The 20,244-nt window shown below is 40.9% G+C and carries 20 protein-coding genes and 1 tRNA gene; 14 read left to right on the top strand and 7 right to left on the bottom strand.

Annotated elements, in window-relative coordinates:
* Positions 1 to 97 precede the first annotated feature (97 nt).
* The 5 genes from AC506A_RS01090 (at position 98) to AC506A_RS01110 (ending at position 4,008) form a co-directional block, all read left to right on the top strand.
* On the top strand, positions 98 to 361 hold the full coding sequence (locus tag AC506A_RS01090) for a hypothetical protein (protein ID WP_495459169.1): 264 nt from the start codon (positions 98 to 100) through the stop codon (positions 359 to 361).
* A 164-nt stretch (positions 362 to 525) separates the two neighbouring features.
* Positions 526 to 1,659, top strand: a complete 1,134-nt coding sequence (locus AC506A_RS01095; protein ID WP_495459170.1) for a hypothetical protein — start codon at positions 526 to 528, stop codon at positions 1,657 to 1,659.
* A gap of 244 nt (positions 1,660 to 1,903) precedes the next feature.
* Positions 1,904 to 2,101 carry a hypothetical protein gene (locus AC506A_RS01100; protein ID WP_495459171.1) on the top strand — a complete coding sequence of 66 codons (198 nt, stop codon included), beginning with the start codon at positions 1,904 to 1,906 and terminating at the stop codon, positions 2,099 to 2,101.
* A 38-nt stretch (positions 2,102 to 2,139) separates the two neighbouring features.
* Positions 2,140 to 3,144, top strand: a complete 1,005-nt coding sequence (locus AC506A_RS01105) for an endonuclease/exonuclease/phosphatase family protein (protein ID WP_495459172.1) — start codon at positions 2,140 to 2,142, stop codon at positions 3,142 to 3,144.
* A 366-nt stretch (positions 3,145 to 3,510) separates the two neighbouring features.
* A complete protein-coding gene (locus tag AC506A_RS01110) occupies positions 3,511 to 4,008 on the top strand; it encodes a metallophosphoesterase (protein WP_495460936.1) in 498 nt (165 codons plus the stop codon).
* A 604-nt stretch (positions 4,009 to 4,612) separates the two neighbouring features.
* On the opposite strand, the gene AC506A_RS01115 is transcribed toward AC506A_RS01110, so the two are convergent.
* On the bottom strand, positions 4,613 to 4,951 hold the full coding sequence (locus tag AC506A_RS01115; protein ID WP_495459173.1) for an excalibur calcium-binding domain-containing protein: 339 nt from the start codon (positions 4,949 to 4,951) through the stop codon (positions 4,613 to 4,615).
* Positions 4,952 to 5,292: 341 nt separating this feature from the next.
* Here AC506A_RS01115 and AC506A_RS01120 point away from each other — a divergent pair, with 341 nt between their 5' ends.
* A complete protein-coding gene (locus AC506A_RS01120) occupies positions 5,293 to 6,879 on the top strand; it encodes a Calx-beta domain-containing protein (protein ID WP_495459174.1) in 1,587 nt (528 codons plus the stop codon).
* A gap of 144 nt (positions 6,880 to 7,023) precedes the next feature.
* Here the strand turns inward: AC506A_RS01120 and AC506A_RS01125 are convergent, their stop codons facing one another.
* The 3 genes from AC506A_RS01125 to AC506A_RS01135 form a co-directional block, all read right to left on the bottom strand.
* A complete protein-coding gene (locus tag AC506A_RS01125; RefSeq protein ID WP_495459175.1) occupies positions 7,024 to 7,578 on the bottom strand; it encodes a recombinase family protein in 555 nt (184 codons plus the stop codon).
* A gap of 359 nt (positions 7,579 to 7,937) precedes the next feature.
* On the bottom strand, positions 7,938 to 9,683 hold the full coding sequence (locus AC506A_RS01130) for a DUF2075 domain-containing protein (RefSeq protein ID WP_495459176.1): 1,746 nt from the start codon (positions 9,681 to 9,683) through the stop codon (positions 7,938 to 7,940).
* A 3-nt stretch (positions 9,684 to 9,686) separates the two neighbouring features.
* On the bottom strand, positions 9,687 to 10,025 hold the full coding sequence (locus AC506A_RS01135; RefSeq protein WP_495459177.1) for a nucleotide pyrophosphohydrolase: 339 nt from the start codon (positions 10,023 to 10,025) through the stop codon (positions 9,687 to 9,689).
* 713 nt (positions 10,026 to 10,738) lie between these two features.
* Here AC506A_RS01135 and AC506A_RS01140 point away from each other — a divergent pair.
* From AC506A_RS01140 to AC506A_RS01160, 5 genes are all read left to right on the top strand, one after another.
* Entirely contained in the window at positions 10,739 to 12,559 is a 1,821-nt protein-coding gene (locus tag AC506A_RS01140) for a phage/plasmid primase, P4 family (RefSeq protein WP_495459178.1), read from the top strand.
* A gap of 298 nt (positions 12,560 to 12,857) precedes the next feature.
* A complete protein-coding gene (locus AC506A_RS01145) occupies positions 12,858 to 13,250 on the top strand; it encodes a hypothetical protein (RefSeq protein WP_495459179.1) in 393 nt (130 codons plus the stop codon).
* Entirely contained in the window at positions 13,250 to 13,588 is a 339-nt protein-coding gene (locus tag AC506A_RS01150; RefSeq protein ID WP_495459180.1) for a hypothetical protein, read from the top strand. Before AC506A_RS01145 ends, AC506A_RS01150 begins: the two co-directional genes overlap by 1 nt.
* A gap of 508 nt (positions 13,589 to 14,096) precedes the next feature.
* A tRNA-Leu gene (locus AC506A_RS01155) sits at positions 14,097 to 14,182 on the top strand.
* A 208-nt stretch (positions 14,183 to 14,390) separates the two neighbouring features.
* Positions 14,391 to 14,909: an NUDIX hydrolase gene (locus AC506A_RS01160; protein ID WP_495459181.1), complete on the top strand. Its 519-nt coding sequence runs from the start codon at positions 14,391 to 14,393 to the stop codon at positions 14,907 to 14,909.
* A 78-nt stretch (positions 14,910 to 14,987) separates the two neighbouring features.
* Here AC506A_RS01160 and AC506A_RS01165 read toward each other — a convergent pair whose 3' ends face one another.
* Positions 14,988 to 15,680, bottom strand: coding sequence for a helix-turn-helix domain-containing protein (locus AC506A_RS01165; protein ID WP_495459182.1), 693 nt, complete (start codon positions 15,678 to 15,680; stop codon positions 14,988 to 14,990).
* Between the two features lie 152 nt (positions 15,681 to 15,832).
* On the opposite strand from AC506A_RS01165, the gene AC506A_RS01170 reads away from it, so the two are divergent.
* The 3 genes from AC506A_RS01170 (at position 15,833) to AC506A_RS01180 (ending at position 18,376) form a co-directional block, all read left to right on the top strand.
* A complete protein-coding gene (locus tag AC506A_RS01170; RefSeq protein ID WP_495459183.1) occupies positions 15,833 to 16,369 on the top strand; it encodes a hypothetical protein in 537 nt (178 codons plus the stop codon).
* A 465-nt stretch (positions 16,370 to 16,834) separates the two neighbouring features.
* Complete coding sequence (locus tag AC506A_RS01175) at positions 16,835 to 17,536, top strand: uracil-DNA glycosylase (RefSeq protein ID WP_495459184.1); 702 nt, start codon at positions 16,835 to 16,837, stop codon at positions 17,534 to 17,536.
* A 15-nt stretch (positions 17,537 to 17,551) separates the two neighbouring features.
* On the top strand, positions 17,552 to 18,376 hold the full coding sequence (locus AC506A_RS01180; protein ID WP_495459185.1) for an SPL family radical SAM protein: 825 nt from the start codon (positions 17,552 to 17,554) through the stop codon (positions 18,374 to 18,376).
* A 53-nt stretch (positions 18,377 to 18,429) separates the two neighbouring features.
* Here the strand turns inward: AC506A_RS01180 and AC506A_RS01185 are convergent, their stop codons facing one another.
* Complete coding sequence (locus tag AC506A_RS01185) at positions 18,430 to 19,431, bottom strand: S-layer homology domain-containing protein (RefSeq protein ID WP_495459186.1); 1,002 nt, start codon at positions 19,429 to 19,431, stop codon at positions 18,430 to 18,432.
* 93 nt (positions 19,432 to 19,524) lie between these two features.
* Positions 19,525 to 19,863: a L,D-transpeptidase gene (locus tag AC506A_RS01190; RefSeq protein ID WP_495459187.1), complete on the bottom strand. Its 339-nt coding sequence runs from the start codon at positions 19,861 to 19,863 to the stop codon at positions 19,525 to 19,527.
* Positions 19,864 to 20,244 lie beyond the last annotated feature (381 nt).

The raw sequence follows: 20,244 nt of genomic DNA on the forward strand, positions 1-20,244 counted from the left end.
GGATGTCTTTTTTTGTCTAATAGTTCCTTCTTAACTGTGGGAAATACCTGTATAATAGGTTTTGAGGATGATATAAGAGTTGTGAGGGAAGTGTTGAATGGAGACTGCTGCTACTAAGGTAAATACAAATTGGATTTCTGTATTTCTAAAGGAAAATGATCGGCCAGAAAAAGAATTTGTAAACCTACAAGAGTGCTTCAGGTATCTAAGAGGTCTTGAGCAATTCAATGGCTATAGTAACAATGGTATTTATAAAGTAATTAACTCAGGAATCGATGATGATAAGCAGCTCCATCCTGGATTCACTTTCTGGACAACGAATGAAGCCAGAGAAAGACGGGCTAATCGAAAGACAAGGTGAAAAGAACACATAATTGACTGAGTTAGAATATCAAAAAGTCAATGTTTATATTGGTTTTTGATGGTGTATTTTTTGATAAAACATGGATTTCATTTGTACTATAACTTGCAGGATTGATAATTCACATACAAATTACATTAAGTGTCTGAAAAGGAGCAATACGCGTGAATTTATTCGATTCAGCTATTAGAGAATACAAAGGGCCTGCGTTTTATTCAGAACCCGAATATGAGTATTTAAACCGTTCTGCTCGACAAGAAAGTAGCTCAATTAGAGATATTCTTGAAAATTGGTTTTCCTTGTTTCCTGAGAACGGCAAAAAAGACTTAAAGGCACGGTTTTGCTCCAATGATGATGGACAACACTTTGGAGCGTTTTTTGAATTGTATTGCTTTGCTCTTCTGTACTTTCAAGGCTATTCAGTGGAACTACATGTTCCAACAAAAAGTGGAATTACTACTAAACCTGACTTTCTAGTTAAACAAGGGGATGAAATTGTATTTTATTTTGAAGCCACTTGTGCACTAGACTCAAAGGATGAGGTAGCTGCAAGATTAAGGGTCTATAATATTATTGATTATTTAAATAATACGAATTCTCCAAACTTCTTCCTTGGAATAAGTATTTTAAACTCTACTATTCAACCACCTAGAATATCAAAGTTAAAAAGGTATCTTGAAAATGAATTAATGAAGCACAGTCCTGAAACCCAAGAGTTACCCACAATTCAATGGGAAGAAAATGGATGGAAAATACAATTTCAGTTAATTCCAAAATCGGAATCATTAAAACAAAAGGAGCAGCACAGAACTATAGGATCTCAGGTTAATGAAGCTAGATCGATTGATTCAAGAAAATCACTATTTGCATCGCTACAATCAAAAGCGACAAAGTATGGGGAACTTGATCATCCTTTCATAATTGCAGTTAATAGAATTGGTGACTATATTAATGACATTGATGATATTGATGTTTATGAGGCCCTATTTGGTAGAGAGAAAATGGTATTTAATTTACATACTAAAGAACATGCAATTGAAAGAAGTCCTGATGGATTTTGGATTGGACCTAAAGGCGTTCAGAATAAGAGAGTAAGCGCAGTATTAATTGCATCTCAGCTGAGGACCTGGACTATGAATTCATATAGTCCAATGTTATTACATAATCCTTGGTCTAACATACCGTTAAATCCTGAAAAATGGATTGGTAATCAAAAAGTACCAAATAATGAAAGACAAGCGATGGAATTGTTAGAAGGAAAAAGTTTCATTGAAGTTCTAGGACTTAACCCCTTTTGATGGAACAAGTAAAAAAGAAGTTCCACCATGGCACAATCCAAGCGGTTGTGCTTTTCTTATGTCTCAAAAGTTGATGCTACCTACAAGTATCTCCTGTAAAATGAGCTGCTTTTTAATTGGGTTGGTTCACATAGGGAAAAAAGTCTTAGTTATCGATGGTAAGATTGACCTATTCTGATGTAAAATGACGTAAGATGTTTGGAACTTCTCATTAATCCTAGAGAGTTTAGATTTGGGGGAACAGATGGTTATTAAGGAACTTTGGAAAGCAGTTGATAAGAAACGAATGGTTGTTTTGACATTAGAAGACAATAGCAAGGTTCAGGGCATTTTAGAAGCTATTACGGAAGATCAGCGAGTGAAGATTCGCGACGATGCCGATGTAGAGTGGATTCCCATCAAAGATGTGGTTAAGGTTTCTGTTTTGATCCCGTTCAGATGAGAGTTTGGTTAATATTCAAAAAGGGGCGTTTCGAAACATTGAAGATAATAAACGGAGAAAGATACTATTCCAAGCAGGAAGTAGCATTACTTGTAAATCGAAGTCCTCAAACTATTAATTTGTGGGACAAGTGGAGTCAAGAGTTGTCGGATCAAGGAAAGGATCGCCTAATTCCTGAATCTATCCGAACTGATAACAACTATCGGTTTTGGAGTGAGAGTGATGTTGAGAAGATAAACCTATTTGCAGCGAATATTAAGTATGGTGATCTCTCAGAATTCTCACAGCGACAGTGGGGAACGCGTTCAAATTATACAGCCTCTAAGACAATAAAAGTCCTGACTTGGAACATTCGACATGGTGGTAATAGCGAGAAGATTGATAATATTATTCAGTCTATGATTCAACATGACGCTGATATCAATGTTATAACTGAGTTCAGAGAGAATGACAATGGGAGAAAGATTAAGACTTCAATGTTGGCAGCGGGATGGAGTAATGTTCATTCATCAAATCCACCAGATAAGCAGAATGGGATATTGATATTATCTAAGTACCCAATTGATGTTTCGGGGTACCAACATCAATTGCCAAAAGTACATCACAGATGGGTGGAGATTTATGTACCTATGTTTGATATACAAATTTTAGGGGTACATATCCCAGATTTCAATACAGAAAATAGTGACAAAAAAGGGTATTGGGAATCCGTGATTCGATTTGCTCAATCAAATATGAATTCACTATGTATGATAATCGGTGACTTTAATACAGGGCTAGCATTGGACACTGAGGGTACAAAATTTAGGCTTTCTGAATATATGGAGGAATTAATTGCACTCGGTTGGGTTGATTCTTGGAGGACACTGAATCCAACTTCAAAAGAATTTACTTGGTATAGTAATGCAAAAAACGGTTTTAGATTGGACTATGCATTTCTTTCTCCTGAATTGTCCAAAAAGCATAATAGTACCCACTCACATACTGAAAGACTAGAAAATTTATCTGACCATTCAATTCTAATTTGTGAAGTTGAAATATGAATTTAATACTATTGAAACAATAATAAAACGGAGATTTCATTGAATGCAGAATTTGACGATTAGGAATATTGATTTATGAATTCTACAGAGTTCTTGATGGTCGTTATCACATGCGGTTTAATGGGAGTTTAACGGTTTCGGTTATCAATACCGGTAGAACATTTTATCTCGATTACCTATAAAGTATTACCGCAGAAACAATTAATGATCATGATACGTGGAGCTTCATTCAAGGGATTTCTAGAAAACACATGACAAAAGTAATGAAAGATGAATTAAAAAAATTGGAGAGTCACTTATCAAATTTCTAGGATAGTTATAACCCTGACTTCTTCAACGAATTGTGAGGTGAAGGGTTTGAGAATTATGCAAGATTTTTGGGTTATAGCTGATACTCATTTTGATGATCCATGGGTAATACGATGGGGTAAGAGACCATTTAAATCGATTCGTGAAATGAATGAAATAATCATTGAAAATTGGAATAGAAATGTTGAGGATGGGGACACAATTCTACATCTCGGTGATGTGTTTAATAATTCCCACACAAGAAATGATTACTCAATCATATCCAGGTTAAAGGGATATAAGTATTTGATTAAAGGTAATCACGATTTCTATATTCCTTATAGAAACTATGGATTCTCAAGAGTTACGGATAGTCTGACTCTCTCTAATTTATTATTTACTCACCAACCTGAATTTCCGCTTGAAACTCAGTATTACGGGAATGTTCACGGACACCTACATCGGGAATCTGTGTATGATACACGAAGATATATGTGTGTGAGTGTTGAGTTAACAAATTATACCCCAATTCATAGTACCGAAATCAGAAAGCATTTTCCGTACTGGAGATGGTGAAATTGATTGAGATTCTAACTGTTGAGAATTAAAAAAATACAAAGCCACTGAAGGCTACTTCATCATCACTGATACCACAGAACGAAAGCTACTTTGAAACACGTAACATAGATGATAGTTGGAAAGTTGAAATAAAATACTATGAGTTTGGGAAGAGTTCGGAATTGCAATCTAAGAAAAGCTTTATGACAATTATCTATCACGATTAATAAAATGGATTAAATAATGAGGATTCAAGAAAATTCACCTTCTCATAAATTATAGTAACTTGAAATGTGTTTTATACAGATAGGGGGTGTGTTAGAGGTGGCGGAGTCGTTCCGATTACATTTAATAGAGGCCAAGCTCTCCAGGCAGATCGTAACCGTTAAAACCGACGACGGAGAGCAGTTGCAGGGGACGGTCGAGGGTCTGTCGACATGGACGGCAACGTTGCGACTACCAGACGGAATTATCTATATCTTGGTAAGTAAAGTGATCGCACTTACAGATAGTTACGAGTCCTCTGAATGTAGCAACCATCCCTCCATGGAGTCGTTTTCTCAGTTAAATCCACTAATAGTGTAGTTCTACGCAAGATTACACCCCTAAACATGAGTGGCAGTCAACTTCTACGCAACATACGAACAGATCGGGTGAAAGAATCAAAGACCCCTTCATCATTTTCGCAAGCTATGCGGTTCTTATCACGATCAAGCTTTATGCTGTACCCTGGTTCACCTTTATAAGAGTGATGCCTCCTGCGGGCTTTTATAGCTGCGCAATTCACGTAACTAATCATTTTGTTGTTTATCTCGGTATTTAGCTTAATTGTCGATTTTAGGATTTTTTGCCAGCGCTCATTAGCAGAGCCCATTTTTCCGTCAATAACGAACAATACGCGGCTTAAGTTGATTGCTGCATATAACCCCAATCTGCTTGGAACCGTCGCTACAGTCGCCATGAAGGGCCTAAATACCGTTCAGAAGTTTTGCCTGACATGTAGCAAGCCATTAAAACAGGTGAAGATCAACGAAATAAATATGTTTCATATTGTATCACGATAAAATGTATGATACATTTTGTATACTGATTGCAGGGAGGAATATCGGTTTGAATATAAGCAATAAAACAATTGTATAATTAGCACCTTACTTCTGATTTTTTCTTGTGCTGGAGTTTACGCAACAACGACTCAGGGTGAAACGATTTATTCATGCCAAGGAGTTAAGTTCGTTGAAATCGAAAGCGTTCGCAATTGAGGCATAGCATCCTCAAGAGAAAACAGTCCATAGGGGGAAGCAAATGAAATATCGAGTATTGTTAATTTTAACTATTCTTTTTTCAGTGTTATTATTACCGTTGCAAAGTGTAGCTGCTACAGGAATAGATCCTGTAACAAATGTAGAGCTCAATAAATCTACTGTCATATCCGGAGAGAAAATTACACTTTATGTTAACCTTTCAGATACTGTGAAGCCAATTAGTACAGATATTGAGTTAGAAGGTCCTCCTGGAAATTCATATAGTGGTGTTTCTGGATACCTGCAACAGGAACAAACAGGAAAGTGGTTCATTGATATCCCAATTCCTTATAATGCACCAGAAGGCAATTATTATATTAAAAATATCGAGATAACTTTTGACAATGGTAATAAATTTACGCAATCATATGAGCAACAAAACCCCCAATTACAATTTTATGTTTTGCAAGCCAATACTGGAGTTCCAGTGGATGTAAGCATTACTTTTGCCGGCAATAATTTAGTAGTTCAGGATATTATATTTAATTCCCTTAACCCACAAGGTATGGAAGATACGTTGACGGTTAACCAAGGACAAAATGTTCCCGAGGGTACTTATAACATTCAGATCAAAGCACATGATAATGAGAACAGCTATATATTATATAAACGAAACTATGATTATAATGGTACTACTAACAACTTAACATTCTTAAAAGAAGAAGTATCTCATCTTATAATCGATATGGAAGATACGAATTTACAAATGTTTGGCGTAATTCTTCGGCCAAAGGATTGGAAATCCTTTAATATGACAGCTCTTTATAATAATTCATATTCTGTGTATATTAGCAAAATGGAGTATGAATCTTTATGGTCTATGTTTAAAACAAATGATCAATTTCAATTACATTATGAAACATTTAATATTAACGCTAATGAAGATATTAACTTGAAATTCAATACGAATTTAAAAGCTGATTTTAATTTTGAAAAACCATCTTATACACCAAGTGAAATTGTCTATAATTTTCTTCAATTAAAAGATGGCTTTGGTAATAAAACTTTATTTGCAACAAATTCAAATTATAAACATGTAAATGGCTCTATTAACTTAGTAAATGTAAATAATGAGGCAGAAACATTCCTTGTTGCAGTGAATCCTAATCTTGCTTATCCTGAAATAACTTTGCCTTCTGCTCCAGGTACTTATAATGTTACCTATGAAGAAGAAATGCCGTTCGAAGTTGAATCTAGTCAAGCAACAATTATTATCAAAGATAACGATATTAAGCCGGACAAGCCGGGAAGTCTTGAATTTCATAATAATGGGATTACAGTAAACGAAGGAAAAGGTAGCGTGAAAATAAAGGTTGTCCGCTCAGGAGGAGCAGATGGTAGAGTAGAAGCAACATACTGTTTTTGTAATGCTAACGCGCAAAAAAATGTGGATTATGTAGGTGTGAATGGAATAATTACATTTGAGGATGGGGAGAAGTCGAAGGAGATCGAGATTACTATTATCGATGATAAAATAAAGGAAAACGATGAGATGTTTAAAGTGTATCTGAAGTATCCACAAGGAGGTGCGACATTAGGAAAGAAAACAACTGCTTGGGTGACCATAAAGGATAATGACAAGAATTAATTAACTTATTCGCCGGCCGATCTCATGTTTTGAGAAAAGCTGGCTTTTTTTATTTTAATGCTGTACAAGTGTAAATTGGATAATCTTTGGGTGCTGGGAGGGGGTGCTCCCAGTGGTCTGAGCCTAAACGAAAAAGCCCACCCACTAGGACTGAGCTTGAATCGCACGATATAGAACGGACTTGCTGACTCCAGTCATGTCCCTGATCTCTTGGATCGTGTACTGCTTGGAAGCGTGGAGCTTTAGCGCCTGAGTGAGCTTATCTACATCCTGAGCAGGGCGTCCTCCGACACGTCCACGTGCTCTTGCGCTCTTTAGGCCGTCTTTAGTACGCTCCCTGATGAGATCTGCCTCTAGCTGGGCGAACGCGCTGAGGATCGTGAGCATCGCTTTCCCTGCTGCTGTTGACGTGTCTATACTATCGCCTACGCTTGCAAACATGATCTCGCGTTTATGCAGCTCATCGACGAGATTTACGAGCTTTGCTGTGGAGCGTCCTAGCCGATCCAGTTTGTAGACGACAAGCACATCACCTGGACGAAGATAATCGAGACAGGCAGCGAGCTCTTCACGGTCGTCTTTCCTACCGCTGGCCTTTTCACGAAAAATGCGCTCACAGCCGAACGCTTTCAACGCGTCGAGCTGAAGATCGAGGTTCTGGTCTTTCGTCGATACACGAGCATATCCGATCTTTGCCATATTGATTCCCCTCCAGATATGTCTACACTCTATTATTCCCTAAAACGTTAAACCAGTCAACTTAAGGGAATGTGATTTAGGGACGGATATCGGGAATCGAAAAGAGCGGTTTGCAGCGATTCATAGACAGCAGTGAGATGTTTCCCGGAAACCACCGTTATTGGGATCCTTGCTCCTCAGCGATCAGACAATGTTGATTTTTGACAAAAAGAAAACCGCCCACAAAAGGACGGATTAATTGAAATATCGTGCCCGTTAGCTTAATCGATGGTCTTCATGAATTATACATAATAGGAGCTCAGTTGCAATCGCGAATACATTATCAGATATGGTACGTTTACTTATTCAGCAATCATCTCTTATTTAATCTCCAATATTTCCTTCATATACTTTTTAAATTCATCATTTTTCCAGAATCCCAGCCGAATCCCGTCAATTCCTCTTGTCATCAGAATATAGTAAATATTCAACACAAATAAGGTAAATTCATGTGCATTTTCCGGGCTTTCATCATCTTTAGAGAACTTGCCATTAACATTATGAAAGTTCTCTGGATTGCCGAATAACCTGCCCTGTGCGTCGACTTGAAGATCATTTCCGACTAAAACGCCCACTTTATTCAAATCAATTCCTTGAACTGCAAAGACGGAGCCAATCTGTTCCTCAGCATCGGCATCTTCTGAATAAATCCAATTTTCTTGAGTGGAATTCCATCTTCGTTTGATATTTCCTTCATGCCAATGAGTGATTAACGGATCTTTGCCATCAGCCTGCTTCCAAGGTTCAACTAATCCACCTAGCACGCGGTTTATATGTTCAGGATTGAAATTTCTGTCTTCTTCTACCCAATCAATCAAATTCTTTAAAGGTTCTGTTTCAAAATATCCAAAATAAGCATCAGCATCACTATCTTGGAACACAGCCCTGTCAAATTTCGAGTTAAAATTCGTTTGTTCTAATAGACCTGTATCCTTATACAAAAGATATTTTATTCCATTTACAAAGTCTTCTGATGAATAGTTCTTTCCTGCTGGAGGTTGGATTCTAAATTGCGTTGTTAAGTATCTCTTCTCAAAGTCTTTGGTTGCTTCATTGAATTGCGTACGTGTCATATTGGCAGGGCGAATAGCTTGCAATACGTCATACATTAACACGATTTGACGGCCTATTTTTTTTATAGCCTTTAAGTGGTTCTCATCCTGGGCAAATCTCCCCTTATACACTTTGTTAAAAGAGTCCATTTGTTTGGAAAATTTTCTGGAAAGTTTATGAGATTCGTCAACAATTACAACTTCATAATTTTCATTGTTATTAATCAGCTGTGTCGAGGTAGCAAGTGTCAGGTTACTGTTGTTCATCCCATATACTCTAAAGATATCCTTTGCCGTTTGAATCCAATTAGGCTGCAAAACGACTGCAATTCGCTGATTCGGTTTCTCTTTCAATAACTTAGCGACCAAATGAGTCAGTAATACAGTTTTGCCAGTCCCTGCGTCGCCATTAATCACAAAGCTTTTATCAGGATTCGATTCAATCTCCTTAAGAAAGTCCATCTGCTGGATTGTTAATTCTTTGATTGGGCTATATTTGACCAGTGCTCCATTACGTAACTCCTCTAAAATCGGTGTGCTTACCCATCCATTAGGATATAGTTCTTTTTCCCAAAAAGGCAAAATGACTTCTGTAGCGACCTTTTCTCGGTCTCGGTAGTCATTGACGCTATTGCCATTGGTTCGATTAATAATCTCATCATTATCAAACTGAACCAGTTGCTTTTTAGATTTTGGATTGTCGGCCATAAAGTATGTTATCAGCTGGCTTTCGACATCATCTAAGGCAGAACCGTTGAAATAGGATGAAATAAGAATAATTACTTGGTTGAAATCTGCTATATTAAATTTTTCCTCTTGACCATTGTAGTGCTGCTTATTTCTCTCATTAAAGTGTTTCGTTTGTCCAATGTAAATCTTTTTCGACTTCGTACCTTTATAGATATAAACGACATTGCCATTCCTAAGAATATTTTGCTCAGGCTGGCGAAGTTTATCGAAACCTTCCAATTCTCCATCTTTCACATTCAATGTTATACAGTTGTACTTAGCCATTTCTTAATCCACCTCATCCAATTCATTATATTTCTCTTTTTGATCAAAGCTTTTGGGAACTGGATATTTTCGGGCATTTTTTATCAATTTCTCAGCGATGATTTCATCTATATCAAATCCTAGATTATCGGCCATCATATAAGAGTAAATCAGCACATCTGCCAGTTCTTCTTTAAGTCGTTCAGGATTTTTCTTAGATTCATCTGGTGTTTTCCATTGAAATAATTCCAATAATTCATTTGCTTCTAAAGAGATGGAAATGGCCAGATCTTTTTCATTATGAAATTGCCGCCAGTTGCGCTCATCTCTAAATTTATTAATCCGCTGCATTGATTCACTCATATTAAATTCCTTTCATTACTTCCAGAAAATGATTCCTCGACTCTTTATTATTGACCAGATATATGTTTCTATTCTAGCAATACTTCCATATTTAGTTTATATTGCGATGCTTACTTCTTCAACTATTCTGCTCATTAGTTTAAAAGAGCAAAAACAAAAATGACATATTTCAGAAACAATCGAATCAACTGTAGGGTCGGTATAGGCTTCTGTATGTTACCAACATTGACTCGTAATTAATCAGATCTGGCATATAGTAGTTCAGTTATTGTACCGGGACATAAAATGCTTTTGAAATACTTGACGCAGTCCCTGTCCAATGAGGATCAGGGCTTTTTTTCGTACCCATTTGTGAAAATCCAAATTTAGTTACGACATAACGAATGTAAGCCATAAGTAAGCCACTATGAGAGGACGTGTGTGCAGGGAAAATTACCTTCCGCGACTTTTTGTGAAAATGATCTGCTTTTTGTGATTAACCTTGTGAAAGTGTTGTGTAGTGCGTCTAGTCAATTTTGTGGAAATCCAAATCGAGTCACGAAAATTAATTAGAGGGCAATTGTGAGTTTTGTTTGTGACCTGTGATTAATCCAATGCAGAACAAATTTTAGATTGAGAGGAGCAAGAAGTGTTGGGATGTCCAAGCTGGACAAGTATGTTTAAGGCATTTGCAAGGTATGTAAATTCAAAAACAAAAAGGGGTTGAGAAAGAAATGTTCGTTGAATTCGTAGCAGGAGCAAAACACGCTCTACCCACCGCTGACCAATCAGAGTACCACGAGTCGTTCAAGGATTGCGGATACCTGCTCAAGAATGATGAGATCGTGATCGACATTGACAACATACCGAAGAAAACCATTGATAAGCTGATCGCCACTTTCAACATCAAGACCCAGATCGTGCATACGAGTCGCGGAATTCATTGTTATTTTAAATTGCCCAAGGGTTACAAGAACAAGGCAGAATTCATTTGCCCTCTTGGGTTCCCCGTGGAGTCGTTCACGGCCAAGCAGCGTCCCAACGGTGTGACCATTAAGCGTGACGGTGTGATGAGAACCATTGACAATGCGGGGGTTCGTGAAGATTTACCAGACTTCTTCAAGGCTAACATCAAGGGATTGGAGGATTTGAATGGCTTGGACAGTGGCGATGGACGCAATAACAAGCTTTATAATCAGAAATTCAAGGTGATGGCCCTTGCTGATCACAAGAAGATTCTACGGTTCATTAACGAGCATGTCTTTGCCCAACCATTGGAAGAGGATGAGTTCCTTACAATCATTCGTGACGAGAAGTTCGAGGCGGGTGAGAACCAAGAACCACAGGTTGCAGATGGTTTGAAACGTAAATTGAAGGTCATCAAGTACAATGATCGATTGTATTCATACAATGGTAGACGCTATGTGTCCGAGGAGTTTGAACAGGAGATTTACGAAGAGCTGCCTGATAAGAAAACGTTCTACGTTGAGGAAGTTATTCGCCAGTTGAGCAAGCGTACCCGCAACGTGAAACAACCGGTAGAAGGTTGGGACATCAAGTTCAGGAACGGTATCCTCCGTAATGGTGAGTTCATTGAAGTGGATTCAAGAGAGTTTACGCCTTATTACGTGGAAGTTGAGTACAACGAAGAAGCAGAACCTGTACCCGACGTTGACGACTACTTAAACCATCTGTCACAGGGCGACCAAGGTTACGTCAAGCTGATTCTTCAAATGATGGCACATGGGTTGATCACAGATCCAGAGATGAAGCGACAGATCGCCAAGTTTTTTGTCCTGATCGGGGACGGTGGTAATGGGAAGGGTACACTCCTGACAATCATTCGTATGCTGTTCGGTGATGAGAACTGTGCCTCCAACTCAATAGAAGAGATTGCAGACGAACGTTACTTTGTGGGATTACAAGGGAAGCTGTTCAACCTTGGTGATGACATTCAGGATAAGCCAATTGACCACGAACAAATGAAACGTCTCAAGAACATTGCTACTTGTGATTTCGTGGCTACTCGCCAGTTGTTCAAACAGTCCAAAGATACAGTATTAACCGCTTCAATGATCTTCACTTCCAATCATGCACTCAAGACGTTTGAGAAGGGTGAGTCTTATAAACGCCGTGTCGTATGGCTGCCAATGTTCGCAAAGCCGACCAAGAAAGACCCACGCTTCATTTCCAAGTTGACAACAAAGGAAGCCAAGGAATACTGGGTCAAGCTGATCGTAGAAGCATACCAAGAGGTTTACGCCATGGCAGAGATCGCTATTCCCGATGTTGTCGCAGATCATAACAAGGAATACCACGCTGACAACAACAATGTCATTGAGTTCATCGAGGGACATACAACTGACTTTTTCGTTGGTCTACGTCCACCAGAGGTCTATGACATGTACGAGATTTGGGCGAACGAAAATGGACTGACGGTACACAGCAAGAAAATGCTCAAGGAAACGCTTGAGAAAGTGCTTGGACTAGAGGTCGGGTCAGTCAAGGTTAACGGTAAGGTAGCTAAGAAATACAAGCTGAAGCAAGCAGGGTAACTTATAGGTAACTTGTAGGTAACTTGTAGGTAACTTTTTTGGTAGACGTCCCAAACCCTTGGGAGAGTAAGGGGTAACCTAGGTAACCTATATTTTAAAGAAGTTTTTTGTATAGTTATTTAGTTCTCCAACACTCCTTTGCTAACTAGGGAACACGGATTTCGCCAAATGAGGTTACCAAGGTTACCCCTTGCGTACCAAGGGAAAGGGAAGTTACCCGACAGGTTACCCTGCGGTTACTGACTGGTTACCCCATACTGTGATTAAAAACAAAATTAAACTCATTGGAGGAATTGCTATGAAGAACACAACGTTAATCAACTGGCTAACCGAGGAAGCTGTACAGAACATCGTGACAAATATTAACGAGGGTCTAACTGATGGTACTTTGCAGACTTACGAAGCTATCATTCAATGCTGCATCGATCAAGGAGAAAACGAGATTCTTTACTCTCAGTTAGTGCCATATCTACCATACGTGCCTATGGGTGACTATCCTTGGATGCATCTGTCGGACTTGGAAAATAACATGTGTCTGATCTCGATAGGCAGGGCTTCAATTTGGGACGATGAACAGAAACGGCATGTCGAATCCGATGACTTCCTGATCTCATTCCGTGGCATCGCCATCGAACAATATAAAATCGAATACCAACCACAACTATCAGTTATCCAAGGAGGGAAAATCTAATGAACCTAACATTAAACAAGATTTACACCCGCAACAAGAAGATCATGAAAAGTATCCTGCCCACACTATCCAAGAGGTATGAGGTCAAGAGTGCCGACACCGATTGTATTTGGTTGAAGCTGACGGACAAAGATGACATCGAAATCTCCATGAGTTTGACAGCTAATCCGCAGTTTGGCATCCATGTTTGGAAAAATGAATCAAAGCAATCCGACTACATTCTGGGGATTACCGAGGAACGTCTATTTCGCGTGATCGATGAAATGATCCTCATGTACAACTGGAATTTCAAAAGACCTTACCCATTCCCTGACACATATGCATGGTACGTCAAATAACAACCTGATCCGCAACTGAACACCTGCTGAAGCCCCCTGATCTGTCACTGGATTGGGGTTTCCATGCCCGGGCGAGAATCGAAATATTTTATTTAGGGAGAATTTTTAGCCTTACTATGAACGTGCGGTGGTGGGGAAAGGGGGGCATTTCGATCTTGACCTCCCGGGGGGTGAGCAAGTGAAGGTTTCTTGATCAACATCTTAAAAAGGAATTCAACCTTTGCAGCTAAGCAGTATCAGTTTCTGATCAAAGTCTTTGTCAATTCTTGTTCCATGCTTACAATGTTGATAGATAAGATGAAATGAACCACCAGAACTTTGGTGACCAAGAAACAAAATTGACAATGTATGATCGACGAAGTTATAATTTTCATTGGTTATGTGGTGCGCAGGATTGGATAAAGGTGGTTGATTACGTTAAGTCATCGACGTGCCAATGATTGAATGAATCCTGCGAACTGGACAGAATATTGCGCGGATTGAAAAGCGATTAAACGTTGATGTTACAGCCGGCTTAACAGAACTGGCAGACGCACAGGACTTAAAATCCTGCGGTGGGTGACCACCGTACGGGTTCGATTCCCGTCCTCGGCATCCTTAAGTACAATAAGGATTTACGAATCCTTGAAAGCAATACATAGGCTCTAATGAGCCAAAGATTCTGAAGAGAACCTTTTCCAACACTTGTTCTAAACAAGCTTGGGGAAGGTTTTTTTTATTGTAAACCGTATTTTATATAGAATATAATTCAATTGGTTAAGGATTTCTTTAATTGTTCCTACTATGTAACGAGGTGAACCCAATGAACCTGCTTAGAACAATCACAGACAGTGACTTTGACGGTGGAGACCCTGTACACATGCAGCTAGTGTCTAGGCATGCTTCCAGAGGTGTGCTTGTGAATGACCACTTGCAAGTCGCGATGATGTATATGACGAAGCTGAACCTGTATAAGCTGCCTGGTGGTGGCGTAGAAGAGGGGGAGGCTGTCGAGGAAGCGTTTTTGCGTGAAATTAGAGAAGAAACGGGTTGTGCGGCTGTCATTATGCATGAGCTGGGGTACGTGGATGAGCATAAGAATAGAAATCAGTTTTTCCAGCGATCGTATGGCTACATAGCGAAAGTGGTAGACCTTCCAGGCGTTGCTTCGCTAACCGAGAATGAAATCAAGCTCGGCATGCAAGTGAAGTGGGTTCACTTGAATCAGGCGATCATGTATATGAATAGCCCCGTCAGCGACTATTCAACGCGATTTATGTTAGTCCGAGACAAACTCATCCTTGAAGAAGCTGCACAATGGTTGAAAATGAACGATAGATGAGCATCAGCATGAGGTGAATGCAATAAACCTCCTTTGCGGTACCTGAGTCAATCAGGTAGTGGCGAAGGAGGTTTTTTATTATGCCCATTTGATAAGTTCATTACTGTGGATGTCAAGCAGCGAGAAGGCTTTTGCGATCATATCTTTATCTTTCTCATAGAGATGCGTAGCTTTATCGAAGATACCGCTTGTCTTGGCCACATGATTGAGTTGTTGCACCATAAATTCGGAGTTACAGAGGGCAATGACTCGATTGCTGTATTTGGTTAACTGCTGTTGGAAAACGGTTGCCAGTTCCACAATTTCAGGAGAGTAGACAACGGCTTCGCCATCGGAAGCTTTCATCTCGCGATGATCGACCAATATATTCAACTCATTCTGCCCATAAGCGGAACAGATTCCCAAGATGACAGAAGATAAATAATCCACATCCTGCTTGCCTGAAAATAACCCTGTAACCGAGAAGGCCAGTACTTTCTTCTCATGATCCAGGTGATAGTGAAATCGCTCTTTGAACGGCACTTTAAAGTCTTTGGAAAGGTAGGTAGGCGTTAAGGGGAATCGCTCTTCAGAGAACATATATGACATGGTTACTTGAAGTGCGGCGGTAATCTTCTGAATATTGACAAGACTAATATTTCGTTCTCCACGTTCAACTCCGCTTATGTACGTCCGGTCTAGTCCGGTTCGATAGGCTAACAGCTCTTGCGACATCCCGCTTCTGGCTCGGAGTTCTTTCACTCGTTGTCCAAACTCCAGACGTATATCCATTGTTACGCGCGAACCCCCTATTATTTCCCATATATACATAATGAGAATATAGTCAATGTGACTTAAAGTCAACAGACGGAGAGCTGGAATCTAGTTATTATTTAATCGATATCTTCGCAAATGGTATAAAAACAATAAAGGAGTCATGAACAGTGAGAAGTAGATATGCTGGCAGGAGTTACAAGAAGCTTTCTATATTTTTACTTGTCTTCATCGTAGGACTAGTTACATGGCTTTTCTGGGGGAACCAACTATACATCAAGCTAACTCCCTTGTGGTGTGTCGTACTGCCAATTCTCTATAAAGTCATTGAGAACCGTAAAAAACTGAAGTGTGAACTGTTAATTAGAACCGTATACAAGGAAACGCCGATCCTGTCGGTTGAAGCATGGGGTGATGCCGGCTATGGGTTCTTATCGGTGACGAAAGAATCGATCTATTTTGTTCCCAAGAAGGGCATTGTGTTTTATTTGCCTCATCATGAAACCAGCAGTTACGGCTATGATTTTATTGGAACCGGTCATTACATCGCGACAACAAAACAAGGTGTGGAGCGCTCGAGACAGACGAAAGTTCCGGTCTTTTACGTGGATTTCACGGATCACAGGTTCTACTTTCAATCCCACAAGAACAAACAATTTTATCATGAGGTTGAACTGGTGAATCGAGCGGCAGTCCAACATTTTTAATTTGACTGCATGCGCGTGAATAATTCGATTCCATTCGGTGCATCATATTTATTGACGGTGAGAAGAGAGGTGTGGTTCCATTGGACCTTTTGGTGCTAGGGCGACTACTGGAGGAATTTATTTAATCACTTCACGATATGGAAGCGAGGGGTTGTGTCGCAGAGCAGATCTGAACACACGCGCTGATAACGATCCGTTAAACCGGATGGTGATAAGCGGTGCCCAAGTTTTTCAAAGAAGTTTAGTGTGAGAATGGAAGAATTCAACGATCGATCACCGTCGAGAAGGAGCCTGCAAAGGCTCCTTTTTCTATCCCGATGCGGCGCGGACTTTTTGTAATCGACCAGGCAGTATGTTAAAATAAATGTATTCGTTTCACAACAGACAACCTCCTTTGCTTCACTTCTGACTGAACTCAGAATGACGGCAGAGGAGTTTTTTAGTTCACAACCTATGGGGGACTATATGACACTTATACTTAAAAATGATTGGGCAGAAGTGTTGAGCGGAGAACTGGAGAAGCCTTATTTTCAAGACTTGAATATACAATTAGCTCAGCAGTACGTGACTGAACTGGTTTACCCCGATCAAGCTGCGATATTTAATGCACTCCACTATACCTCGTTTCAGGATACGCGTGTAGTCATTATTGGGCAGGATCCTTATCATGGACCTGGGCAGGCGCATGGGCTTAGCTTCTCCGTGCTGCCTGGTGTGAAGACGCCGCCATCCTTGAAAAATATTTATAAAGAGATGCAGACCGACCTTGGCTTGCCTATTCCGGACCACGGGTTTCTGGAAGCATGGGCGAAACAAGGCGTGTTATTGCTTAATAATGTGCTTACGGTTAAAGCGGGATCACCGGCCTCCCATCAAGGAATGGGCTGGGAGCAATTCACGGATGCGGTGATCGCGGCGTTAAACGAGCGGGATCAGCCTGTGGTATTTGTTCTATGGGGGAAGCACGCTCAGGAGAAAGCCGCAGCGATTAATCAGGAACGTCATTATTTGATTTCCTCCGCACATCCCAGCCCGTTTGCAGCGCGTCGCGGCTTCTTCGGAAGCCGTCCGTTCTCGCGCGTGAATCACTATTTACGCGAACTCGGCGTAAATGAAATCGAGTGGCGCATCCCAATGCTCGCTGAGCTGCAGGAAGCGGTTAACTAAAGGGGGAGCAGTGATTTGACTGCATCTGAACCTGCAAAGAAGAAGGCGGCTGTTCGCTTCCTCAATCCGGCCTCAGGTTATTTAACGGGATATGCGTACACGCTCAATCCGTATGTGGGTTGTTCGTTTGGCTGCTCCTATTGTTATGTTAGGCGGATGCCCCTTGCGATGTTTCGCAGTGAGCCATGGGGAGAGTGGTTGGAGCCTAAACGGTTTGAGCCTGAAGCTTTTCGCAAGGAATGGCGCAAGGCGCTTGCCAAAGGTGATGTTACCGTATTTATGTCGTCAGCCACAGACCCTTACCAGCCGGCTGAACATAAGGAAGGTGTAACGAGGCAGCTGCTTGAAATTATGGCTCTGGAGCCTCCGCAGTTTCTGCTCGTTCAAACGCGAAGTCCACTGGTGCTGAGAGATTTGGAATTGTTTAGAAGCCTTGGCGATCGAGTGAGAATAAGCGTGACGCTCGAGACGGATCTTGAGACGATTCGGAAGAAGCTGACTCCAGACGCTCCGCCACTGGCTGCGAGGTTACGGGCGATTCGTGAACTGCGCGCGGCAGGTGTTCCTGTTCAGGCAGCCGTATCGCCGCTGCTTCCATGCAGCGACCAATTTGCGGAAATCCTTGCAGCTAACGTGGATCGAGTCGTAGTCGATGATTTCTTCCGAGGCGATGGCAGCGGAGGCAAACGAACAGCGCAGTTAAAGATGGCTGATCGCTATCAGGAGCTGGGCCATGAAGCGTTATATACGCCGCAGACAGCGGATCTCTTCCTGAAACAGCTTAGCGGATTGATGCCGCAGGGGAAGGTTTATTTTGGCCAACAAGGATTTCTGCCCTAATACGATGAAACCCTCAAAGCAACGATGCTTTGAGGGTTTTTGTATGCCAACAATTATTGGCCAACAGCCAGATCTGGCGCTTGGGGGCTGGCAGAAGTACCGTTACCGCCAATAATGCCGGTTGATCCGCCTACCGATGCTCCTACATCACCGAGAACCGGTTTGAAGCCGGAAGCGATATACGCGACCGCTTTTACATTTGTAATCACCTGAGCGTAAAATTTGTCTTTGTCGGGATAGATGGGTTCGACGTGAATGATCGCTTGATCTCCCTCGAACGAAATCGAAGCAATGCGTATTCCGTATCCCGGATTTGGCGCTTGAGCAGAAACCGTCACCTCAGTGATGTCACTGTTAACAGCCTTCGTTGAAAGCTGCAGATCGTAAAGCGGGAACGGGATTGGCTCCTCCACCGGTGGAATTGGTGGTGTATTCTTCACGAATTGAATGGCACCATGCAGCCAACCTGCTGCCTCGCTGCGTGTAATCGCTGTTTTAGGCGAGAAGTTCTGCTCTTTGTCCAGCTGTGCGATTTTGAGAATGAGGAGCTTCTGAATGCTGTCCATATAGGCTTGGTCGACAGCTGCTTCATCCTTCAAGATGACATACAGATCAATGAAAGCAAAGTCACCTTGATGGAGAATGCCCTTCATGAGGTGATGCGCAAATTGCTCCCGTGTCATCAGAGCGGACGGATCGGTGTCTCTTGGGATATCTAGTCCGTTTAATGAAGCGATGATAAACGTATTTGCATACCAAGCGTCATCCTTCATTTTAGGAAAACTATCTGTCACTTTCGGTTCCTTAATAAAGCGGATGTTGTCGATGTTCAGTCCGAGTCCTTTCACAATCATGGAAATGCCTGCTGCATAAGTGAGCTTGCCCTTCGGCTGGAACACATCATTGCCACTTCCGGACAGAATGCCCATCTTCTGAAGTTCTGCGATTTTCGTTTCATTAGGGTCGTTTTTAATATCCGAGAATGCCCAAACCGATTGTGATGCCGTCAGAAATAACAGCAGCATCATCGAAAACAGTACGAATCGTTTCAACATAAGTGGTCTCACCTCTTAATTATGGATTGTCTTGCTTATGTAGACGCACCTTCTCTTGTTAAAGTTGCAAAAGAAGGAGCAAAACATGCGGAATTATGGTCGAATGGTAACCCGAGTGTTAATCGGCACAAGTGCAGATAAAGCAAGGACATCGTTATTATACATCCGGATACAGCCATGAGAGACTTCTCTTCCAATGGAGCCGGGGTCATTGGTGCCGTGAATACCGTAATGCGGTTTAGATAATCCCATCCACAACACGCCGAAAGGACCGCCAGGATTCTCCTGTTTATTGATGATGGTGAATTCCCCAGTCGGCGTGCGAGTAAGCATTTTGCCAATGCCAACGGGAAATCCTCGAACGACGATATTATTATCCAGCAGGTAAAGGTGTCGATCGGATAAATCCACGATAATTCTATAATTAGGCATGCTTGAATCACTCCTCTACGTCAGCATATGACACTGCAGAATCGGATGAGATAAATTGTTTATTTTCAACGAAGCGTATGGGGTATCCGAAGCTATTCATTAATACCTTCTTACTCACATTGATTAGTGGAAGCGGGCTTTCGTAAAAACGGCCAACCAGTATATTCTGGTTGGCCGTTTTTGTAAGCAAATTTGATGGTGGTAGACGGCACCCTATATTTCTAACGAACCGTACGGGCCTTATTTGATCAAAAAGTAGCAATTTGAAACTCTAACGAACCATACGGGCACTATTTGGCTATAAACTCGTGCATTTCTGCCTATCTCGACTCAATAAGGTCTCTGAGGTTCGTTAGATGAATTGAGGAGCCCTTTTTTCTC

The organism is Paenibacillus sp. N22P23 (genome assembly GCF_059383735.1).

Excerpts from the sequence above, each read along its gene's own strand:
- AC506A_RS01090 (WP_495459169.1), top strand. The coding sequence starts at position 98 with ATGGAGACTGCTGCTACTAAGGTAAATACAAATTGGATTTCTGTATTT.
- AC506A_RS01100 (WP_495459171.1), top strand. The coding sequence starts at position 1,904 with ATGGTTATTAAGGAACTTTGGAAAGCAGTTGATAAGAAACGAATGGTT.
- AC506A_RS01110 (WP_495460936.1), top strand. The coding sequence starts at position 3,511 with ATGCAAGATTTTTGGGTTATAGCTGATACTCATTTTGATGATCCATGG.
- AC506A_RS01115 (WP_495459173.1), bottom strand. The coding sequence starts at position 4,951 with ATGGCGACTGTAGCGACGGTTCCAAGCAGATTGGGGTTATATGCAGCA.
- AC506A_RS01120 (WP_495459174.1), top strand. The coding sequence starts at position 5,293 with ATGAAATATCGAGTATTGTTAATTTTAACTATTCTTTTTTCAGTGTTA.
- AC506A_RS01125 (WP_495459175.1), bottom strand. The coding sequence starts at position 7,578 with ATGGCAAAGATCGGATATGCTCGTGTATCGACGAAAGACCAGAACCTC.
- AC506A_RS01130 (WP_495459176.1), bottom strand. The coding sequence starts at position 9,683 with ATGGCTAAGTACAACTGTATAACATTGAATGTGAAAGATGGAGAATTG.
- AC506A_RS01135 (WP_495459177.1), bottom strand. The coding sequence starts at position 10,025 with ATGAGTGAATCAATGCAGCGGATTAATAAATTTAGAGATGAGCGCAAC.
- AC506A_RS01140 (WP_495459178.1), top strand. The coding sequence starts at position 10,739 with ATGTTCGTTGAATTCGTAGCAGGAGCAAAACACGCTCTACCCACCGCT.
- AC506A_RS01145 (WP_495459179.1), top strand. The coding sequence starts at position 12,858 with ATGAAGAACACAACGTTAATCAACTGGCTAACCGAGGAAGCTGTACAG.
- AC506A_RS01150 (WP_495459180.1), top strand. The coding sequence starts at position 13,250 with ATGAACCTAACATTAAACAAGATTTACACCCGCAACAAGAAGATCATG.
- AC506A_RS01160 (WP_495459181.1), top strand. The coding sequence starts at position 14,391 with ATGAACCTGCTTAGAACAATCACAGACAGTGACTTTGACGGTGGAGAC.
- AC506A_RS01165 (WP_495459182.1), bottom strand. The coding sequence starts at position 15,680 with ATGGATATACGTCTGGAGTTTGGACAACGAGTGAAAGAACTCCGAGCC.
- AC506A_RS01175 (WP_495459184.1), top strand. The coding sequence starts at position 16,835 with ATGACACTTATACTTAAAAATGATTGGGCAGAAGTGTTGAGCGGAGAA.
- AC506A_RS01185 (WP_495459186.1), bottom strand. The coding sequence starts at position 19,431 with ATGTTGAAACGATTCGTACTGTTTTCGATGATGCTGCTGTTATTTCTG.
- AC506A_RS01190 (WP_495459187.1), bottom strand. The coding sequence starts at position 19,863 with ATGCCTAATTATAGAATTATCGTGGATTTATCCGATCGACACCTTTAC.